We start from the raw sequence: 15603 nt of genomic DNA, 5'->3' as shown, positions 1-15603 counted from the left end.
TTGTTCGCTTCGTCCCTTCGTCCGCTGGCCGAGCGACACGGTGCACTTCGTCGCGGCGGCCAGGTCCAGCGGGCGGGGGTCGGCGGGGCGGCGCGAACCGGCCGCGGTTACCGGTGTACGGGCAGGGTGGGGTGCACGGCCAGTAGACAACGGCCCGGCGGGGGCAGCCAGTCCGCGTCCGGTCGGTCCGAAGGTCGGCGTACCGCATCCTCGCCCCACCGGCCGGGGAGGGCCTGGGAGCATCGGGGCGCGGCGCGAGCCGCGCCCCGATTTTCGTACCCCGGGCGGGTTCCGTGCGAGCCGCGAACGGGGGCCGTCAGCCGGCGCGGGGGCGGGCCCGCACGTGCAGGCGTTCCCCCTGCGGCCCGAACAGGCTGAGCAGCTCGGCGGTGTCCGGGCCCGGGTTGTGGATCCGGTGCGGCACCCGGGTGTCGAACTCGGCGACCTCGCCCGGGGTCAGGATCAGGTCGTGCTCGCCGAGCAGCAGCCGCACCCGGCCCGACAGCACGTACAGCCACTCGTAGCCCTCGTGGGTCTGCTGGTCCAGGTCACCGGTGGGGGTGCCCGGTGGGAGGATCTGCTTGAACGCCTGCAGACCGCCCGGGCGGCGCGTCAACGGCAGGAACGTGACGCCGTGGTGGACGATCGGGCGGGACCGCACCCGCGGGTCACCGGCGGCGGGCGCGCCGACGAGCTCGTCGAGGGGCACCTGGTGGGCGCGGGCCAGCGGCAGCAGCAGCTCCAGGGTGGGGCGGCGCCCGCCGGACTCCAGCCGCGACAGGGTGCTGACCGAGATGCCGGTGGCGTCGGCGAGCTGGCTCAGGGTGGTGCCGCGCTGCTTGCGCAGGGCCCGCAGCCGGGGGCCGACCGCCGCGAGCACCGCCGCCTCATCGTTTGCCATAGCGGCAACAATACTTGTCGGCGGGCGGGTGTCGGGTGCAGCGTGGTCGGCGACGGACCGACGAGGGGGAGACGCAGTGGAGCAGAGATACGACGTGGTGGTGGTCGGGGGCGGCGCGGCCGGGCTCGCCGGGGCGCTGGCCCTGTCCCGGGCGCGGCGGTCGGTGCTGGTGGTCGACGCCGGCGAACCGCGCAACGCCCCGGCCGGGCACGTGCACAACTACCTGGGCCGGGAGGGCACGCCGCCCGGTGAGCTGCTGGCCGCCGGGCGCGCCGAGGTGGCCGGCTACGGCGGGGAGGTCCGGCCCGGCCGGGTCACCGACGCCGTCCGCGACGGCGCGGACTTCGTCCTCACCCTCGACGGCGGTCGCACGGTGCGGGCGCGGCGGCTGCTGGTGACCACCGGGCTGGTCGACGAGCTGCCCGACGTCCCGGGCCTGGCCCAGCGGTGGGGCCGCGACGTGCTGCACTGCCCGTACTGCCACGGGTGGGAGGTGCGCGACCGCCGGGTCGGGGTGCTGGCCACCAGCGGGCTCGGGGTGCACCAGGCGCAGCTGTGGCGGCAGTGGAGCCCGCACGTGGTGCTGCTGCGCCACGACGCGCCGGAGCCGACCGCGGAGGAGGCCGAGCAGCTCGCCGCCCGGGAGATCCCCGTGGTGGACGGCCCGGTCGCCGAGCTCCTGGTGTCCGGGGACGCGCTCACCGGCGTCCGGCTGGCCTCCGGCGAGGTGGTCGAGCTCGACGCGGTCGTGGTGGCGACCCGGACCACCGCCCGCCCGGACGTCCTGGCCCCGCTCGGCCTCACACCGGTCCAGGTGGAGATGGGTGGGCACGTCTTCGGCAGCCAGTACCCCGCCGCCGCCGACGGCGCCACCGCCGTGCCGGGCGTGTGGGTGGCCGGCAACGTGGCCGACGTCCGCGCCCAGGTGCTCAGCTCCGCAGCCGCGGGGCTGGCCGCCGGTGCGTCGATCAACGCCGACCTGGTGGCGGAGGACACCCGCGAGGCCGTCCACGACTACCGGCACCGGCGCGCCACCCTGTTCACCGAGGCCGCCTGGGAGGAGCGCTACCAGTCCCGTCCGGCGGTGTGGAGCGGACGGCCCAACGCGCAGCTGGTCACCGAGGCCGCCGGGCTGGCCCCCGGCCGGGCCCTGGACGTGGGCAGCGGCGAGGGCGCCGACGCGGTGTGGCTCGCCGAGAGGGGCTGGCGGGTCACCGCCGTGGACATCTCCACCACCGCGCTGGAGCGCGCCGCCGCCCACGCCGACGCGGCCGGCGCGCAGGTCGCCGAACGGATCGAGTGGACGCACGCCGACCTGCGGGAGAAGCCGCCCACCGAGGGCGGCTACGACCTGGTGAGCGCCCACTTCATGCAGCTGCCCGGCGACGAGCGGCGGGCCCTGTTCGCCCGGCTCGCCGACGCGGTGGCCCCCGGCGGCACCCTGCTGATCGTCGGGCACCACCCGCGGGACCTGCGCAGCAGCGCCCACCGGATGCACTTCCCGGAGATGATGTACACCGCCGAGGAGATCGCCGCGGAGCTGGACCCGGCCGGCTGGGAGGTGCGGGCCGCCGAGGCACGCCCGCGTACCGCGGTGAATCCGGACGGACAGGAGCACAGGGTCCACGACGCCGTGCTGGTCGCCCACCGCCGCCCGGCCTGACGGAACTGCCGGCCGCCCGCCCGGCCCGCCCGTGTCCGCCGGGTGGGCGCGGGCGGCCGGGGCCGCCGGCCGGGTAGCCTTCACCCCCGTGATCGTGGTGAACCGCCCGTGACGGCCGTCGACCGGGACGAGATGCGCGCCGAGCCGGCGCCGGAGCGCGACGCGGCCGCGCCCCGCCCGCTGCCCCTGACGGTGGCGGCGCCGGCGGCGGTGGTGGCCGGGTTGGCGCTGCTGCTGGCGTTCCCCCCGTACGGGGTGTGGCCGCTGGCGCCCGTCGGCGTGGCGTTGCTCGCCGCGGCGGCGCACCGGCGGCGGCTGCGGGCCGGCGCCGGCCTGGGCTTCCTGGCCGGGGTGGCGTTCTTCGCCCCGCTGCTGGCCTGGACGAACCTGCACACCGGCTACCTGCCGTGGGTGCTGTTGTCGCTGCTGCAGGCCGGCTACCTGGCGCTGCTGGGCGCCGCCACCGCCTGGGTGTCGCCGCTGGCCGACCGGGCCCGGTGGAGCTGGCCGGTGCTCACCGCGGTGCTGTGGGTAGGGCAGGAGGCGCTGCGCGACCGTACGCCGTTCGGCGGGTTCCCGTGGGGGCGGCTGGCGTTCAGCCAGGGCGACGCGCCCCTGCTGCGGCTGGCCGCAGTCGGCGGGGCGCCGCTGGTGACCTTCGCGGTCGCGCTCGCCGGCGGTCTCCTGGTGGCCGCCGGATGGCGGCGGTGGAACGCCGGTGCGTGGCGGACGCCGCGGTGGTGGCGGCCGGTGGCCGGGCTGACCGCCGGCGCGGTGCTGGTGTGCGTGGTGGGGCTGCTGGTGCCCGCCGGCCCCGCGGGCGGCGGGTCGACGGTGACCGTCGCGATCGTGCAGGGCAACGTCCCGCGCCTCGGCCTGGACTTCAACGCCCAGCGGCAGGCCGTGCTCAACAACCACGTGGACGCCACCATCGAACTGGCCGCCCGGGTCAGCGCCGGCGCGCAGGCCCGACCCGACCTGGTGGTGTGGCCGGAGAACTCCAGCGACATCGACCCGCTGCGCAACCCGACCGCCGGCGCGCGGATCTCCCAGGCCGCCGACGCGATCGGCGCGCCGATCCTGGTCGGTGCGGTGCTGCTCGGGCCCGGCGCCGGTCAGGTCCGCAACGCCGGCATCCTGTGGCGCCCGCAGACCGGCCCCGACCTGGACCAGCTGTACACCAAGCGGCACCCCGTCCCGTTCGCCGAGTACGTGCCGCTGCGCGACGTCGCCCGGATGGTCAGCAAGCAGGTCGACCGGATCCGGGCGGACTTCGTGCCCGGCAGCGCCCCCGGCGTGGTGCGCACCGGCCCGGCGGTGCTGGGCGACGTGATCTGCTTCGAGGTGGCGTACGACGAGGTGGTGCGCGACACCGTCACCGGGGGCGCGCAGCTGCTCGTCGTGCAGACCAACAACGCGACCTTCGACGTGGCCGAGGCCCGCCAGCAGCTGGCCATGGTGCGGCTGCGGGCCGTCGAGCACGGCCGGCCGGCGTTGATGGCCTCCACGGTCGGTGTGTCCGGGTTCGTTGCCCCGGACGGGCGGGTAAGCGACGCCACCGGGTTCAACACGCGTGAGGTCGTGGTCCGGCAGCTGCGCCTGGCCGACGGGCGCACCCTGGCCACCCGGCTCGGGTACTGGCCCGAGGTGGCGCTGGCGGCCCTGGCCGTGGCCGCCCTGGTCGGCGCGGCGGCCCTGCGCCGCCGGGAGCGCCCCGGACCCGGATAGACCAGCCGGTACGCCGGCGGGAGCGGAGGGGACCGTGATCGAGGCGACCGAGACGAGACGGCGTACCGGCGGGGTCGCGGGCGTCGGCCGGGTGCTGGTGGTGATCCCCACCTACAACGAGGCGGACAACGTCAGCGACATCGTGGCGCGCGTCCGGCGGGCCGCCCCGGCGGTGGAGATCCTCGTCGCCGACGACAACAGCCCCGACGGCACCGGCGCGATCGCCGACACGCTGGCCGCCACCGACCCGCGGGTGCACGTGCTGCACCGGGAGGGCAAGCAGGGCCTGGGCGCGGCGTACCTGGCCGGGTTCGGGTGGGCGCGGGAACGCGGCTTCGACGCGGTGGTGGAGATGGACGCCGACGGGTCGCACGCCCCGGAGGACCTGCCCGCCCTGTTGGACGCCGCCCGGCACGCCGACGTGGTGATCGGCTCCCGGTGGACCAGCGGCGCGCGGGTGGTCAACTGGCCGCTGCACCGGCTGGCGCTGTCGCGCGGCGGCAACCTGTACGCCCGGCTGGCCCTGGGCATGCCCGTCACCGACGCCACCGGCGGCTACCGGGTCTACCGGCGCGCCGCGTTGGACGCGATCGACCTGGCGTCGGTCTGCTCGCAGGGCTACTCGTTCCAGGTGGAGCTGTCCCGGCTGGCGCACCGGGCGGGGATGCGGATCGTGGAGGTGCCGATCACCTTCGCCGAGCGGGAGCACGGCGACAGCAAGATGAGCCCGCGCATCGTCGCCGAGGCGCTGTGGCGGATCACCACCTGGGCGGTGCAGGACCGGCGGCAGGCCGTCCGCCGCGCCCTGCACGGCACCCCCACCGGTCAGGTCCGGTGGCCGTGAGCCCGGCCGTGTCATGCTGGACGGGGCGACAGGGATTACCGGTGAGGTGAGATGCGCCGAGGACTGAGGTTCGTGCCACTGGCGATGCTGGTGGCGGTGGTGCTGGAGTTGGCGGTGTTCGTCCTGGTCGGGCGGGCCGTCGGGTTCGGCGCGGCGGTGCTGCTGGTGTTCGCGGCGTCGCTGCTGGGGCTGGCGCTGCTGCGCCGCGAGGGAATGCGCGCCTGGCGCGGCTTCCGGGCCGCCGCCGAGTCCGGTCAGCCGCCGGGGCGGCAGGTGACCGACGGTCTCGTGGGGCTGCTGGGCGCCCTGCTGCTCGCCGTGCCGGGGCTGGTCAGCGGGCTGGTCGGCCTGCTGCTGCTGGTGCCGCCGGTGCGCCGGCTGGCCCGCGGCGGCGTGCAACGGACCGCGGAGCGGCGGGTGTCGTCGATGGTCGCCGGTGACCTGTTCGGGCCGCGCCGGGTCCGGGTGCGGCGCGGTGCGCCGCAACCGACGCCTCGTCCGGATACGGAGCAGCCGCCGGTGGTGGTCGACGGCGGCCGGGCGATCGAGGGCGAGATCGTCGAACGCTGAGACAGGCAGAAGACGCGACGGCGCCCCCGGGACGTTTCCCGGGGGCGCCGTGTCGTCGGTGCGGTGTGCGGCTCAGGCCCGGCCGCGGCGGGTGCGGACCTCCTGGAGCCGCTCGGCGAGGATGTCCTCCAGCTCGGCGATCGAGCGCCGCTCGAGCAGCATGTCCCAGTGGGTGCGCGGCGGCTTGGCCTTCTTCTGCTCCGGCTCGTTGCCGTCGACCAGCCGGGCGACGCTGCCGTCAAACTTGCATTCCCAGGTCGTCGGGACCTCGGCGTCGACGGCGAACGGCACCTCGAACTGGTGGCCCTTGGCGCACAGGTACTCGCGGGTCTGGCGTGGCGCGAGCTCCGTGTTGCGGTCGGATTCGTAGCTGACCGCGCCCAGGCGGCTTCCGCGCAGCATACGCTCGCCCATGATCGACTTCCCCTCGTTCGTGGTGCTGGTCTTCTGGTGTAACGGTCCGTCCCCGCCGGGCCATTCCCGCCCGAGGGCGCGTGGCGCCCACGGCCGAGCCTGAACAAGGGTAGCCGGCCATCACGGTAACCCGGCGGGGTCGCCCCCGGCCGGGTCGGATCGGTGGAGTGATTCGGTTGTCACCGGGGATGTTAACCGCCCCGACGAAGCGGAGGTTGCGATGGCCGGTGACGTCCGGAGCCGACCGGCGGGTCGGACGACCTTCTTCGGGCATCCGCGGGCCCTCGCCACCCTCTTCCTCACCGAGATGTGGGAGCGGTTCAGCTTCTACGGGATGCGGGCGATCCTGGTGCTCTACCTCACCGCATCGGTGGCCGACGACGGTCAGGGCATGGACGAGTCCACCGCCAACGCGGTCTACGGGACGTACAACGCGATGGTCTACCTGATGGCGCTGCCGGGCGGCTGGGTGGCCGACCGGCTGATCGGCGCCCGGCGCAGCGTGCTGTGGGGCGGCGTCGTCATCGCGGCCGGGCACTACGTGATGGCCGTGCCGGTCGGGTGGAGCGTCTTCGCGGGGATGGCGCTGATCGTGCTCGGCACGGGCCTGCTCAAGCCGAACATCTCCACCATGGTCGGTGGCCTGTACGACCGGGACTCCCCGCGCCGCGACGCCGGGTTCTCCATCTTCTACATGGGCATCAACCTGGGGGCGTTCATCGCCCCGCTGGTCACCGGCTTCCTCGGCGAGAAGATCAACTGGCATCTGGGCTTCGGCGCGGCGGCGGTCGGCATGACCCTCGGCGTGATCCAGTACGTGCTGGGCCGCCGGGGCCTCGGCGAGGCCGGTGCCCGCCCGGCCGACCCGCTGCTCGGCGCGGACCGCCGCCGCGCGCTCACCCGGGCCGGCGTGGCGACGATCGTGCTGCTGCTCCTGATCGCCGCCCTCGCCGTGGCCGGGCTGTTCACCGTGAACACCGTGGTGAACCTCCTCACGGCGGTCACCGTGCTGGTCGCCGTCGGCTACTTCGCGCGGATCATGACCGACCGGGAGTTGAGCGGCACCGAACGCAGCCGCATGAAGGCGTACCTGTGGCTGTTCGTGTTCGCCGCCGCGTTCTGGCTGATCTACGACCAGGCCGGGTCGGTGCTGAACATCTTCGCCGCCGAGAACACCGACCGGGATGTCGCCGGGTTCACGTTCCCGGCGTCGTGGCTCCAGTCGGTCAACCCGATCCTGATCATCGTCGGGGCGCCCCTGTTCGCGCTGCTCTGGCTGCGCCTGGGCCACCGCGTGTCCACCCCGGCCAAGTTCGCCGTCGGGCTGGTGCTCAACGGCCTGTCGTTCGTGCTGATGGCCGCCGCCGCGCGGGCCGCCGTCGGCGGCGACCTGGTGTCCCCGTGGTGGTTGGTGGCGGTCTTCGCCATCCAGGTCGCCGGTGAGCTGTCGCTCAGCCCGGTCGGCCTGTCGGCCACCACCAGGCTGGCGCCGGTGAAGTACGCCAGCCAGATGATGGGGCTGTGGTTCCTCGCCGCCGCGGTCGGCGACGCGATCGGCGGCCAGGTCGCCCGGCTCGCCGACACCTGGCCGGAGCCGACGTACTTCCTCACCTTCGGGCTGGCGTCGGTGGCGTTCGGCCTCGGCGCGGTGTTCTTCACCCGGCACATCCGGACGCTGATGTCCGGTATCCACTGACCGCCCGGCCCGCCGGGGTGGGTCAGGCCGGCGGGGTCGGCGGCAGCGGCAACGGCAGGCCGGGCAGGCCGTCGATGCTCTGCGCGACGTGCTCCTTCTTGGCGAAGTAGGCGCTCAGCGACTCGTCGTCCTCGCGGGTGAAGCGCTTGGCGTGCAGGTCCCGGTCGGCGTCGTAGCTCATGAACGGCACCGCGTAGCCGCAGGTGTCGCGGATCAGCTCGGCGCGCACCACGATGATCGCCCGCAGCCCGTGCTGGCCGGTGTCGATGTCCGGGAAGTGGCGCAGCAGGTCCGGCCAGCGCGGGTCGTCGCGGAAGACCGGCTCGCCGCGGCCGTGCACCCGCACGATGTTCGGCGGACCCTGGAACGCGCACCACATCAGCGTGATCCGGCCGTTCTCCCGCAGGTGGGCGACCGTCTCGGCGTTGCTGCCGGCGAAGTCGAGGTAGGCCACCGTCTGGTCGTCGAGGACGGCCCACGACCCGCGCAGCCCCTTCGGCGAGAGGTTGATGGTGCCGTCACCGGCCAGCGGCGCGGTGGCGGTGAAGAACATGGGCTGGTCGTCGATGAAGGTCCGGAGGCGGCCGTCGATGCGGTCGTACGTCTTTCCCACCTGGCCATTCTCGCCCGGCCGGAGTCTCCGCCGGTACCCCGAGGGCCGGCGGTCCCGGCTGGCGGAACCCCGCGGCCCGGTCAGCCCGTCCGCGGGTCGGCGCGGCGCTGCCAGCACACCGGTCAGGGGCGCCGAAGCCGCCGTAGCAGGCGGGTCAGCGCGCTCAGGTCACCGGCACGTCGACGCCGGGGCTGGGCGCGGTGCCCGTCCCCAGCCGGGCCAGGGCGGCGGCCAGGTCGCTGACCTGGCCGGCGAGCTGGGCGACCCGCTGCTGGGCCAGGTCGCGGTCGGCCTCGGCCGCGCGCAGCCGGGCGGTCAGCTCGGTGAGCCGGTCCTCGGCGGCGGCGGTGGCCTGGCGGGCGCCGGCCAGCTCGCCGGTGAGCGCGTCGCGCTGCGCGGCGGCGGTGGCCAGGTCGGCCCGCAGCTGTCCGGCCGCCACCAGCGCCTCCTGGCGCGCGGCGTCCGCCTGGCGGGCCTCGGCCTCGGCCCGGTCGCGTGCCCGGTCGGCCAGCTCCTGCGCGCGGACGGCGTCGGCGGCGCCGGCGCGGGCCCGGACGGTGTCGGTGCGGGCCTGCTCGATCTGCCGCCGCACGTCCTCCACCTCGGCCCGCCACCGCTCGGCCCGATCGGCGGCCTCGGTGGCCGCGCGGGTGGTCCGGTCCGCGTCGGCGCGGGCGGTGTCCCGCTCGGCGGCGAGGTCGGCCACCCGGCGCCGCTCGGCGTCCCGCTCGTCCCGTACGGTCCGCAGCTCCTGCCGCGCGGTGTCCCGGTCCCGCTCGGCCTGCACCCGCAGCGCCTCGGCGGCGCTGGCCGCCCGGTGCGCCTCGTCCCTGGCCGCCTCGGCCTGCCGCGCGCGGTCGGCGGCGGCCCCGGCCCGCTCCGCCGCCTGGTCGGCCGCCAGGCGGGCCGCGTCCCGGTCGGTGCGGGCGGCCCGGGCCTCCTCCCGCGCCTGGGCGGCGGCCGCGGTGGCGTCCTCGGCGTCGTGGCGTGCCTCGTCGCGTTCGGTCTGCGCCGCGGCCACGGCGGTGGCGGCCTCGGCTCGGGCCTCGGCGAGCTGCCGCTCCACCCCGACCGGGGACAGCTCGGCGTGCAACGCCTCGGTCAGGGTCTCCACGATCTGGTCGAGCCGGTCCACCGCCTCCCAGGTGCGGGCCACCTGTCCGGGCAGTCCGGGGGCGTTGCGGTGCCGCATCCGGCTGTTGCGGGACGCCCGCTGGCAGGCGCCGTCGTTGTCCCGGCAGTACCGGAACGGCCGGCCCGCGCCGACGCGTTGCGGCACCGGCCGTCCACAGTGGGCGCAGGGTCGGGTGTCGGCGGGGGTGGGCTGGGCGTCCATCGAGGCCGAAGTCTAGTGACGTCAGGTCCCGGCCCGGGCCGCCCGGTCCAGCGTGTAGCGGCGTTGCAGCAGCAGCGCGGCGAGCATCAGCACGGCCGGCAGCAGGCCGAAGCCGTAGCGGACGGCGGCCAGCGCCGAGTCCGGCTGGACGACCGTCTCACCGGCCGCCGAGGCGACGAACCCGCCGCCGGCCAGGCACACCGCGTACAGGTAGGGGCCGAGCGCCGCGCCGGTCGCCTCGGTCGCCGTCCAGACGCCGGTGTAGGTGCCCGCGCCGACGGCGCCGGCGGCGCGGATCACGTCCGGCACCATCGAGAAGGGCAGCAGCTGCATGCCGGCGAACGCGACGCCGAGCACCGCCACCGCGGCGACCAGCAGCGGCAGACCGGCCGGTCGGCCCAGCGCGAGCACGAGCGAGCCGAGCGCGAACGCGCCCTGGGCGATCAGCAGCGCCCGCTGCTTGCCGATCCGCCCGGCCACCACCAGCCATCCCGGGGTGACCAGCAGCGCCGGTGCGACGAACGCGCCGACCAGCACCGTGGTCAGCCCGGCGCGGCCCAGCTCGTACTCGGCGTAGTAGGGCACCGCGGCGAGGACCAGGTGGGTGGTGGTCGACATGGCCAGGTACGCGGCGACCAGCCAGCGGAACTGCCGGTCGCGCAGCGCCGCGCCGAGCGCCCGCCAGCCGGCGCCGTGCGTCGGCGCCGGCGCGGCGGCGACCCGGCGCAGCCGGGCGATCCCGACGACGCCGACCAGCATGGCGACCAGCATCCCGGCCGCGAGCAGGAGACCCATCCGCTGGTAGCCGCCGCGGGTCGCCGCGTCCCCGCCGGCGATCAGGGGCGCGAGCAGCCCGGACAGGAGGATGCCCAGGGTGAGCACGACCATCCGGAACGCCATCAGCCGGGTGCGTTCGTGATAGCCGATCCGCAGGTCGGCGGGGGTGGCCAGGTAGGGGACCTGGTAGGCGGCGAACAGCAGGTTGCCGGCGACGAAGACGACCGCCACCCAGGCGGCGGCGGGCGCGCCGGTCAGCCCGCCGGGCACCGCGAAGAGCGTGGCGAAGGCGATCGGCAGGGCGCAGCCGAGCAGCAGCAACCGTTGCCGGTTGCCGCGGCGGGCCTGCTCGACGTCGCAGCGGTGCCCGATCCAGGGGTGCAGCAGCACGTCGGCGATCTTCGGCGCCAGCAGGGCCAGACCGGCCAGCCACGGCGCCACGGCCAGCATGTCGGTGAGGAAGTAGAGCAGCAGCAGGCCGGGCACGGTCACCCAGACGCCCATGCCGAGCGAGCCGGCGGCGAAACCGACCAGGGGTCGGCGGGGCAGCGTGGTCGCGTCCATCGTGGTCGGCTGGTGGTCGAGCCCGGTCATCGCCGTCTCCTGTCCGGGCGCGCCGCCCACCAATCCAACGGTTGCTGGATTCTAGGAGCAGAATGGCGGCCATGACCATCCCCCGACGTCGGCCCGGCCGACCCCGGCGCGACGAGAAGCGGCCGACCCGCGAGGTGGTGCTCACGGTGGCCACGGCGCTCTTCGCCCAGCGGGGCTTCGACGCCGTCGGGCTGCGGGACGTCGCCGCGGCCGCCGGCGTCGACGTGGCCACGGTCTCGCACCACATGGGTACGAAGGCGCAGCTCTACGACGCCTGCTTCGCCTGGGTCTTCGCCGCCGAGCGGGAGGTGCTCGAAGCCGCGGCCGGGCGGGCCCGGTCCGCCCTCGCCGGCGGGCCGGAGGCGGCGCGGCGCGCACTGCACGACCTGGTCGACGTCTTCGTCGACTTCCTGGAGGACCGCCCGGAGACCACGGCGCTGTGGCTGCGCCGCTGGTTGGAGCCGCACCGGCACGCCGACCTCGACGAGCGGTACGCGACGCCGCTGTACCACCTGGTGGCGGAACTGCTCACCGCCGCCGCGTCGGCGGGCGCGCTGGTCGAGCCGACCCCGCACATCACCGCCCGCAGTCTGGTCTGGGCGGTACACGGGCACGTGGTGGCCAGCCAGGCGGCGGGCGCGGCGGCGGCGCGGGAACAGCGGGAGTTCCGCAGCTTCGTCCACCACTTCCTGGACCGGATGTACGGACCCGCCGGCCCTTGACGGGGGCCACCCGTCCCGGCGATTATCCATCAGTCGTTGGATTACGTGGGAGGGCGGATGGGGACGCAGCCGACGGTGGCGGTGGTCGGCGCCGGAGCGGCCGGACTGGCCACCCTCAAGGCGCTCGCCGACGCCGGCGTGCCCGCGATCTGCTTCGAGGCCACCGACCAGATCGGCGGCCTCTGGGTGTACGGCTCGCCCGGCTCGCCCGCGTACCGGACCCTGCACCTGAACACCAGCCGGGGGCGTACCCAGTTCGCCGACCACCCGATGCCCGACGACTGGCCGGACTACCCCGACCACACCCGGATCGCCGGTTACCTCTCGGCGTACGCGGACCGGTTCGGGCTGCGCGGCGCCGTCCGGCTGCGGCACACCGTCGAGCGGGTCACGCGCCGGGCCGACGGCACCTGGACGGTGCAGGCCAGCGGTCCGGACGGGACGGTCGGTGTCACCGTCGACGCGGTGGTGGTCGCCAACGGTCACAACCGCGTGCCGAAGCCGCCGAGCCCCGCCTACCCCGGCACCTGCACCGCCGACCAGCTGCACAGCCACGACTACCGGCGCCCGGAGCAGCTCGCCGGCCGGCGGGTCCTCGTCGTCGGCGGCGGGAACTCGGCGATGGACATCGCCGTCGACGCCTCGTACGCCGCCGACCGGACCCTGCTCTCGCTGCGCCGGGGCGTCTGGGTCGTGCCGAAGTACCTGCTCGGCCGCCCGTCGGACACCCTCAACGGGGCGCTGGCCCGGCGGCTGCCGTGGCGGCTGCGGCAACGCATCAGCGAGGCGATGCTCGCCACCACCCTCGGCGCCCCCACCCGGTACGGCCTGCCCGCGCCGGCCCACGGGTTCCTCCAGGACCATCCGACGCTCTCCGACGGCCTGCTGTCCCGGCTGACCCACGGCGACATCGAGGCCCGCCCCGGCATCGCCGGCTTCGACGGCCGGTGGGTGGAGTTCACCGACGGTCGCCGCGACGAGGTCGACCTGGTCGTCTGGTGCACCGGCTACCGGGTGGAGATCCCGTTCCTCGACCCGGAGCTGCTCGGCGACGGCGCGGAGGCCCTGCCGCTGTACCGGCACGTGTTCCACACCGACGCCCCGGGCCTGATGTTCGTCGGCCTGATGCAGTCCACCGGCGCGGCGTTCCCCCTGGTCGAGGCGCAGGCCCGGCTCGTCGCCGCGCACCTCGCCGGCCGGTACGCCCTGCCCGACCCGGCCGCCCAGCGGGCTGCCTGCCGGGCCGAGTTGCGGGCCGCGACCACCCGCTGGGGGCAGCGCCGGCCGGCGATGCGGGTCGACTTCGACGCGTACCTCGCGCAGCTGGGCCGGGAGTTGACCGCCGGCGCCCGCCGAGCCCGCGCCGGGGCCCGGTCGTGACCGGGCTCGCCGGCCGGCGGGTCCTGGTCACCGGTGCGGGCGGGACCTTCGGTCGGCACCTGGGCGCCGCGCTGACCGCCGCGGGAGCCCGGGTCGTCGGGCTCGACCTGCACTCCGCGCCGGACGGTGACGTTCCGGTGCTCCGCTGCGACCTGACCGACCCGGGGGCCGTGCCACCGGTGGTCCGGGACGCCGTCGACCGGCTCGGCGGGCTGGACCTGCTGGTCAACAACGCCGGCGTCGGCGGGCCGGCCCCGGCCGAGCTGCCGCCCGACGAGGTGGTGCGCCGGCAGCTCGAGGTGAACCTGCTCGCGGCCTGGCGGACCACCGCCGCGGCGCTGCCCGACCTGATCGCCGCGCGCGGCCGGGTGATCTTCGTGGCCAGCCGGATGGCGGTGCTGCCGCTGCCGCTCGCCGCCGCGTACGGGGTCAGCAAGCGCGCCCTGGTCGCCTACGCCGACGCGCTACGCCACGAGGTCGACACGCACGTCGGGGTAAGCGTGGTCTACCCGAGCATGGTGTCGTCACCGATCCACGACAGCACCATCGCGGCCGGCCTGTCGCTGGAGGGGGTGTCCCGGCCGGAGCCGGTGCAGGGGGTGGTGCGGGCCATCCAACGCGCGGCCACCGCCCGCCGGGCGCCCCGGGACGTGCCCACCACCGCCCGGGGACGACTGGAGCTGGCGCTCGCCCGGCACGCCCCCGGGCTGGCCGACCGGCTGGTACGCCGGACCGTGGCCGCGCGCATCGCGGCCGGCGACCTGGACGCCGCGCCCCTGGCCGCCGGGATGATCCGCCGCCACCACGACACCGCGCGCTGACCGCGGCGCGGCAGCCCGTCGATCACGCGGGCCGGCACGCGTCTCTCGTTCCCCGCGTGCACGGCGGCCGCGCCGTGGTGCCGGCGTCAGGCGATGGTCGGCCCCAGGCCGCTCAGGGCGTGGCGACGGCGGCGCGGGAGCGGTCGGCGGCGATGCGCACCGCCAGCGCGCCCAGCACGGTACCCATCACCCAGCGCTGTACCCGCAGCCAGAGCGGCCGGCGGGCGAAGAAGCCGGCGAGGGTGCCGGCGCTGAGCACGATCAGGCCGTTGACCGTCAGCGCCACGGCGATCTGCGTCAGGCCGAGCAGCAGGCTCTGCGTGGCGACGTGGCCGCGCTGCGGGTCGACGAACTGCGGCAGCAGCGACACGTAGAGGATCGCGATCTTCGGGTTGAGCAGGTTGGTGACCAGCCCCATCGTGAACAGCCGCCGCGGCGGGTCGGGCGGCAGCGGCGTGGGCGTGAACGGCGACTGCCCGCCCGGGCGCAGCGCCCGCCAGGCCAGCCACAGCAGGTACGCCGCGCCGGCGAGCTTCACCACCGCGTACAGCGCCGGCACCAGGACGAACACGGTGGCCAGCCCGGCCACCGCGGCCGCGAGGTAGACGCCGAAACCGGCGGCCACCCCGAGCAGCGAGATCAGCCCGGCCCGCCGGCCCTGCGTCACCGACCGCGACACCAGGTAGACCATGTTCGGGCCGGGCGTGAGCACCAGCCCCAGCGCCACCAGCACGATGCCCACCAGCGCACCCGTTCCCACCATCACCGCACCCCCATGTTGATCACCGATCGTGACGCTACGCGCCGGGGGACCGCCGGCCGAGGGCCACCGCGTGATCCGTGGCCTGCCCCGGGGAGCCGCCCTCCCCGTCGACACCTCCCGAGGTGGGGTGTGGCGGCGGTCACCTTGCGGCGCGGTTTCCGCGCCCGTGGCCCGCAGCCCGTCCGGTCGGGGGAATGCCGCACGGGCGTTCGGGCGCTGTGCGTACCGGCCGAGGTGCCGGCGGCGGACTCGGTACCGTGACCAGGGGAGGTGTCGAGTGAACAGCATGTGGGAAGCGAGCGTGGAGGCGCAGATCCGCTCGGCCCAGGAACGTGGCGAGTTCGACAACCTGCCGGGTGCGGGCAAGCCGATCCCGGGCCGGAACGCGCCCTACGACGAGGCGTGGTGGCTCAAGAGCTTCATGGAGCGCGAGAAGCTCCCGAGCCATCTGCTGCTCCCCACGCCGCTGCAGCTGCGCCGCCGGATCGAACAGCTACCGGCCGAGGTGCGTGACCTGCGTACCGAACAGGCCGTACGCGACTTCTGCGGCACCCTGAACGCGGAGATCATGGCGTGGCTGCGCACGCCGACCGGCCCTCGCGTGGTCGTGCGGCCGGTCGACGTCGACGAGGTGGTCCGCCGCTGGCGGGAGGAGCGGCGCGCGTCCGCCGCCCCGAGCACGCCGGCGCGCTCCGCCGAGCCGAGCCGTACGCCCCGGCGCTCCTGGCCGTGGCGCCGCCGCCCGGCGGCCTGACCGGCTCCGGCCGGGGTCGCGGCGGCT

At 75.8% G+C, this 15603-nt stretch carries 15 protein-coding genes; 9 read left to right on the top strand and 6 right to left on the bottom strand.

The genetic code is table 11. The features are described 5' to 3' along the window. Positions 1-316 precede the first annotated feature (316 nt). A complete protein-coding gene (locus tag O7603_RS05210; protein WP_281574541.1) occupies positions 317-901 on the bottom strand; it encodes an XRE family transcriptional regulator in 585 nt (194 codons plus the stop codon). Between the two features lie 76 nt (positions 902-977). Between O7603_RS05210 and O7603_RS05205 the strand changes: the two genes are divergently transcribed. From O7603_RS05205 to O7603_RS05190, 4 genes are all read left to right on the top strand, one after another. Beyond that, positions 978-2564, top strand: coding sequence for a bifunctional NAD(P)/FAD-dependent oxidoreductase/class I SAM-dependent methyltransferase (locus O7603_RS05205; RefSeq protein WP_281574540.1), 1587 nt, complete (start codon positions 978-980; stop codon positions 2562-2564). A gap of 132 nt (positions 2565-2696) precedes the next feature. Next, entirely contained in the window at positions 2697-4292 is a 1596-nt protein-coding gene (gene lnt, locus O7603_RS05200; RefSeq protein ID WP_281576606.1) for an apolipoprotein N-acyltransferase, read from the top strand. Positions 4293-4326: 34 nt separating this feature from the next. Then, the gene (locus tag O7603_RS05195; RefSeq protein ID WP_281574539.1) at positions 4327-5136 is read left to right on the top strand and encodes a polyprenol monophosphomannose synthase; all 810 of its coding nucleotides are present in this window, start codon (positions 4327-4329) and stop codon (positions 5134-5136) included. Positions 5137-5187: 51 nt separating this feature from the next. After that, entirely contained in the window at positions 5188-5706 is a 519-nt protein-coding gene (locus tag O7603_RS05190; protein WP_281574538.1) for an FxsA family protein, read from the top strand. Between the two features lie 72 nt (positions 5707-5778). Here the strand turns inward: O7603_RS05190 and O7603_RS05185 are convergent, their stop codons facing one another. Then, entirely contained in the window at positions 5779-6120 is a 342-nt protein-coding gene (locus O7603_RS05185) for an RNA polymerase-binding protein RbpA (RefSeq protein WP_007460094.1), read from the bottom strand. Between the two features lie 220 nt (positions 6121-6340). On the opposite strand from O7603_RS05185, the gene O7603_RS05180 reads away from it, so the two are divergent. Beyond that, entirely contained in the window at positions 6341-7816 is a 1476-nt protein-coding gene (locus tag O7603_RS05180) for a peptide MFS transporter (RefSeq protein ID WP_281574537.1), read from the top strand. Between the two features lie 22 nt (positions 7817-7838). Here the strand turns inward: O7603_RS05180 and O7603_RS05175 are convergent, their stop codons facing one another. The 3 genes from O7603_RS05175 to O7603_RS05165 all read right to left on the bottom strand — a co-directional run bounded on the left by O7603_RS05175 (position 7839) and on the right by O7603_RS05165 (position 11136). After that, complete coding sequence (locus O7603_RS05175) at positions 7839-8429, bottom strand: pyridoxamine 5'-phosphate oxidase family protein (RefSeq protein WP_281574536.1); 591 nt, start codon at positions 8427-8429, stop codon at positions 7839-7841. Positions 8430-8592: 163 nt separating this feature from the next. Continuing rightward, positions 8593-9765: a hypothetical protein gene (locus O7603_RS05170; protein ID WP_281574535.1), complete on the bottom strand. Its 1173-nt coding sequence runs from the start codon at positions 9763-9765 to the stop codon at positions 8593-8595. Between the two features lie 21 nt (positions 9766-9786). Then, positions 9787-11136: an MFS transporter gene (locus tag O7603_RS05165; RefSeq protein ID WP_281574534.1), complete on the bottom strand. Its 1350-nt coding sequence runs from the start codon at positions 11134-11136 to the stop codon at positions 9787-9789. Between the two features lie 71 nt (positions 11137-11207). Between O7603_RS05165 and O7603_RS05160 the strand changes: the two genes are divergently transcribed. Genes O7603_RS05160 through O7603_RS05150 form a run of 3 tightly spaced genes read left to right on the top strand, consistent with a single transcriptional unit; the run spans position 11208 to position 14059 of the window. Then, on the top strand, positions 11208-11858 hold the full coding sequence (locus O7603_RS05160; RefSeq protein WP_281574533.1) for a TetR/AcrR family transcriptional regulator: 651 nt from the start codon (positions 11208-11210) through the stop codon (positions 11856-11858). Positions 11859-11915: 57 nt separating this feature from the next. Then, positions 11916-13238 carry an NAD(P)-binding domain-containing protein gene (locus O7603_RS05155; protein WP_281574532.1) on the top strand — a complete coding sequence of 441 codons (1323 nt, stop codon included), beginning with the start codon at positions 11916-11918 and terminating at the stop codon, positions 13236-13238. Further along, complete coding sequence (locus tag O7603_RS05150) at positions 13235-14059, top strand: SDR family NAD(P)-dependent oxidoreductase (RefSeq protein ID WP_281574531.1); 825 nt, start codon at positions 13235-13237, stop codon at positions 14057-14059. Before O7603_RS05155 ends, O7603_RS05150 begins: the two co-directional genes overlap by 4 nt. 112 nt (positions 14060-14171) lie before the next feature. On the opposite strand, the gene O7603_RS05145 is transcribed toward O7603_RS05150, so the two are convergent. Then, positions 14172-14822: a LysE family translocator gene (locus O7603_RS05145; protein WP_281574530.1), complete on the bottom strand. Its 651-nt coding sequence runs from the start codon at positions 14820-14822 to the stop codon at positions 14172-14174. A gap of 286 nt (positions 14823-15108) precedes the next feature. Between O7603_RS05145 and O7603_RS05140 the strand changes: the two genes are divergently transcribed. Next, complete coding sequence (locus O7603_RS05140) at positions 15109-15576, top strand: DUF1992 domain-containing protein (RefSeq protein WP_281576605.1); 468 nt, start codon at positions 15109-15111, stop codon at positions 15574-15576. Positions 15577-15603 lie beyond the last annotated feature (27 nt).

Origin of the sequence: Micromonospora sp. WMMD812 (genome assembly GCF_027497215.1) — a bacterium.
In the GTDB taxonomy this organism is placed as follows: domain Bacteria; phylum Actinomycetota; class Actinomycetes; order Mycobacteriales; family Micromonosporaceae; genus Micromonospora.
This window is presented reverse-complemented; position numbering and strand designations above follow the sequence as displayed.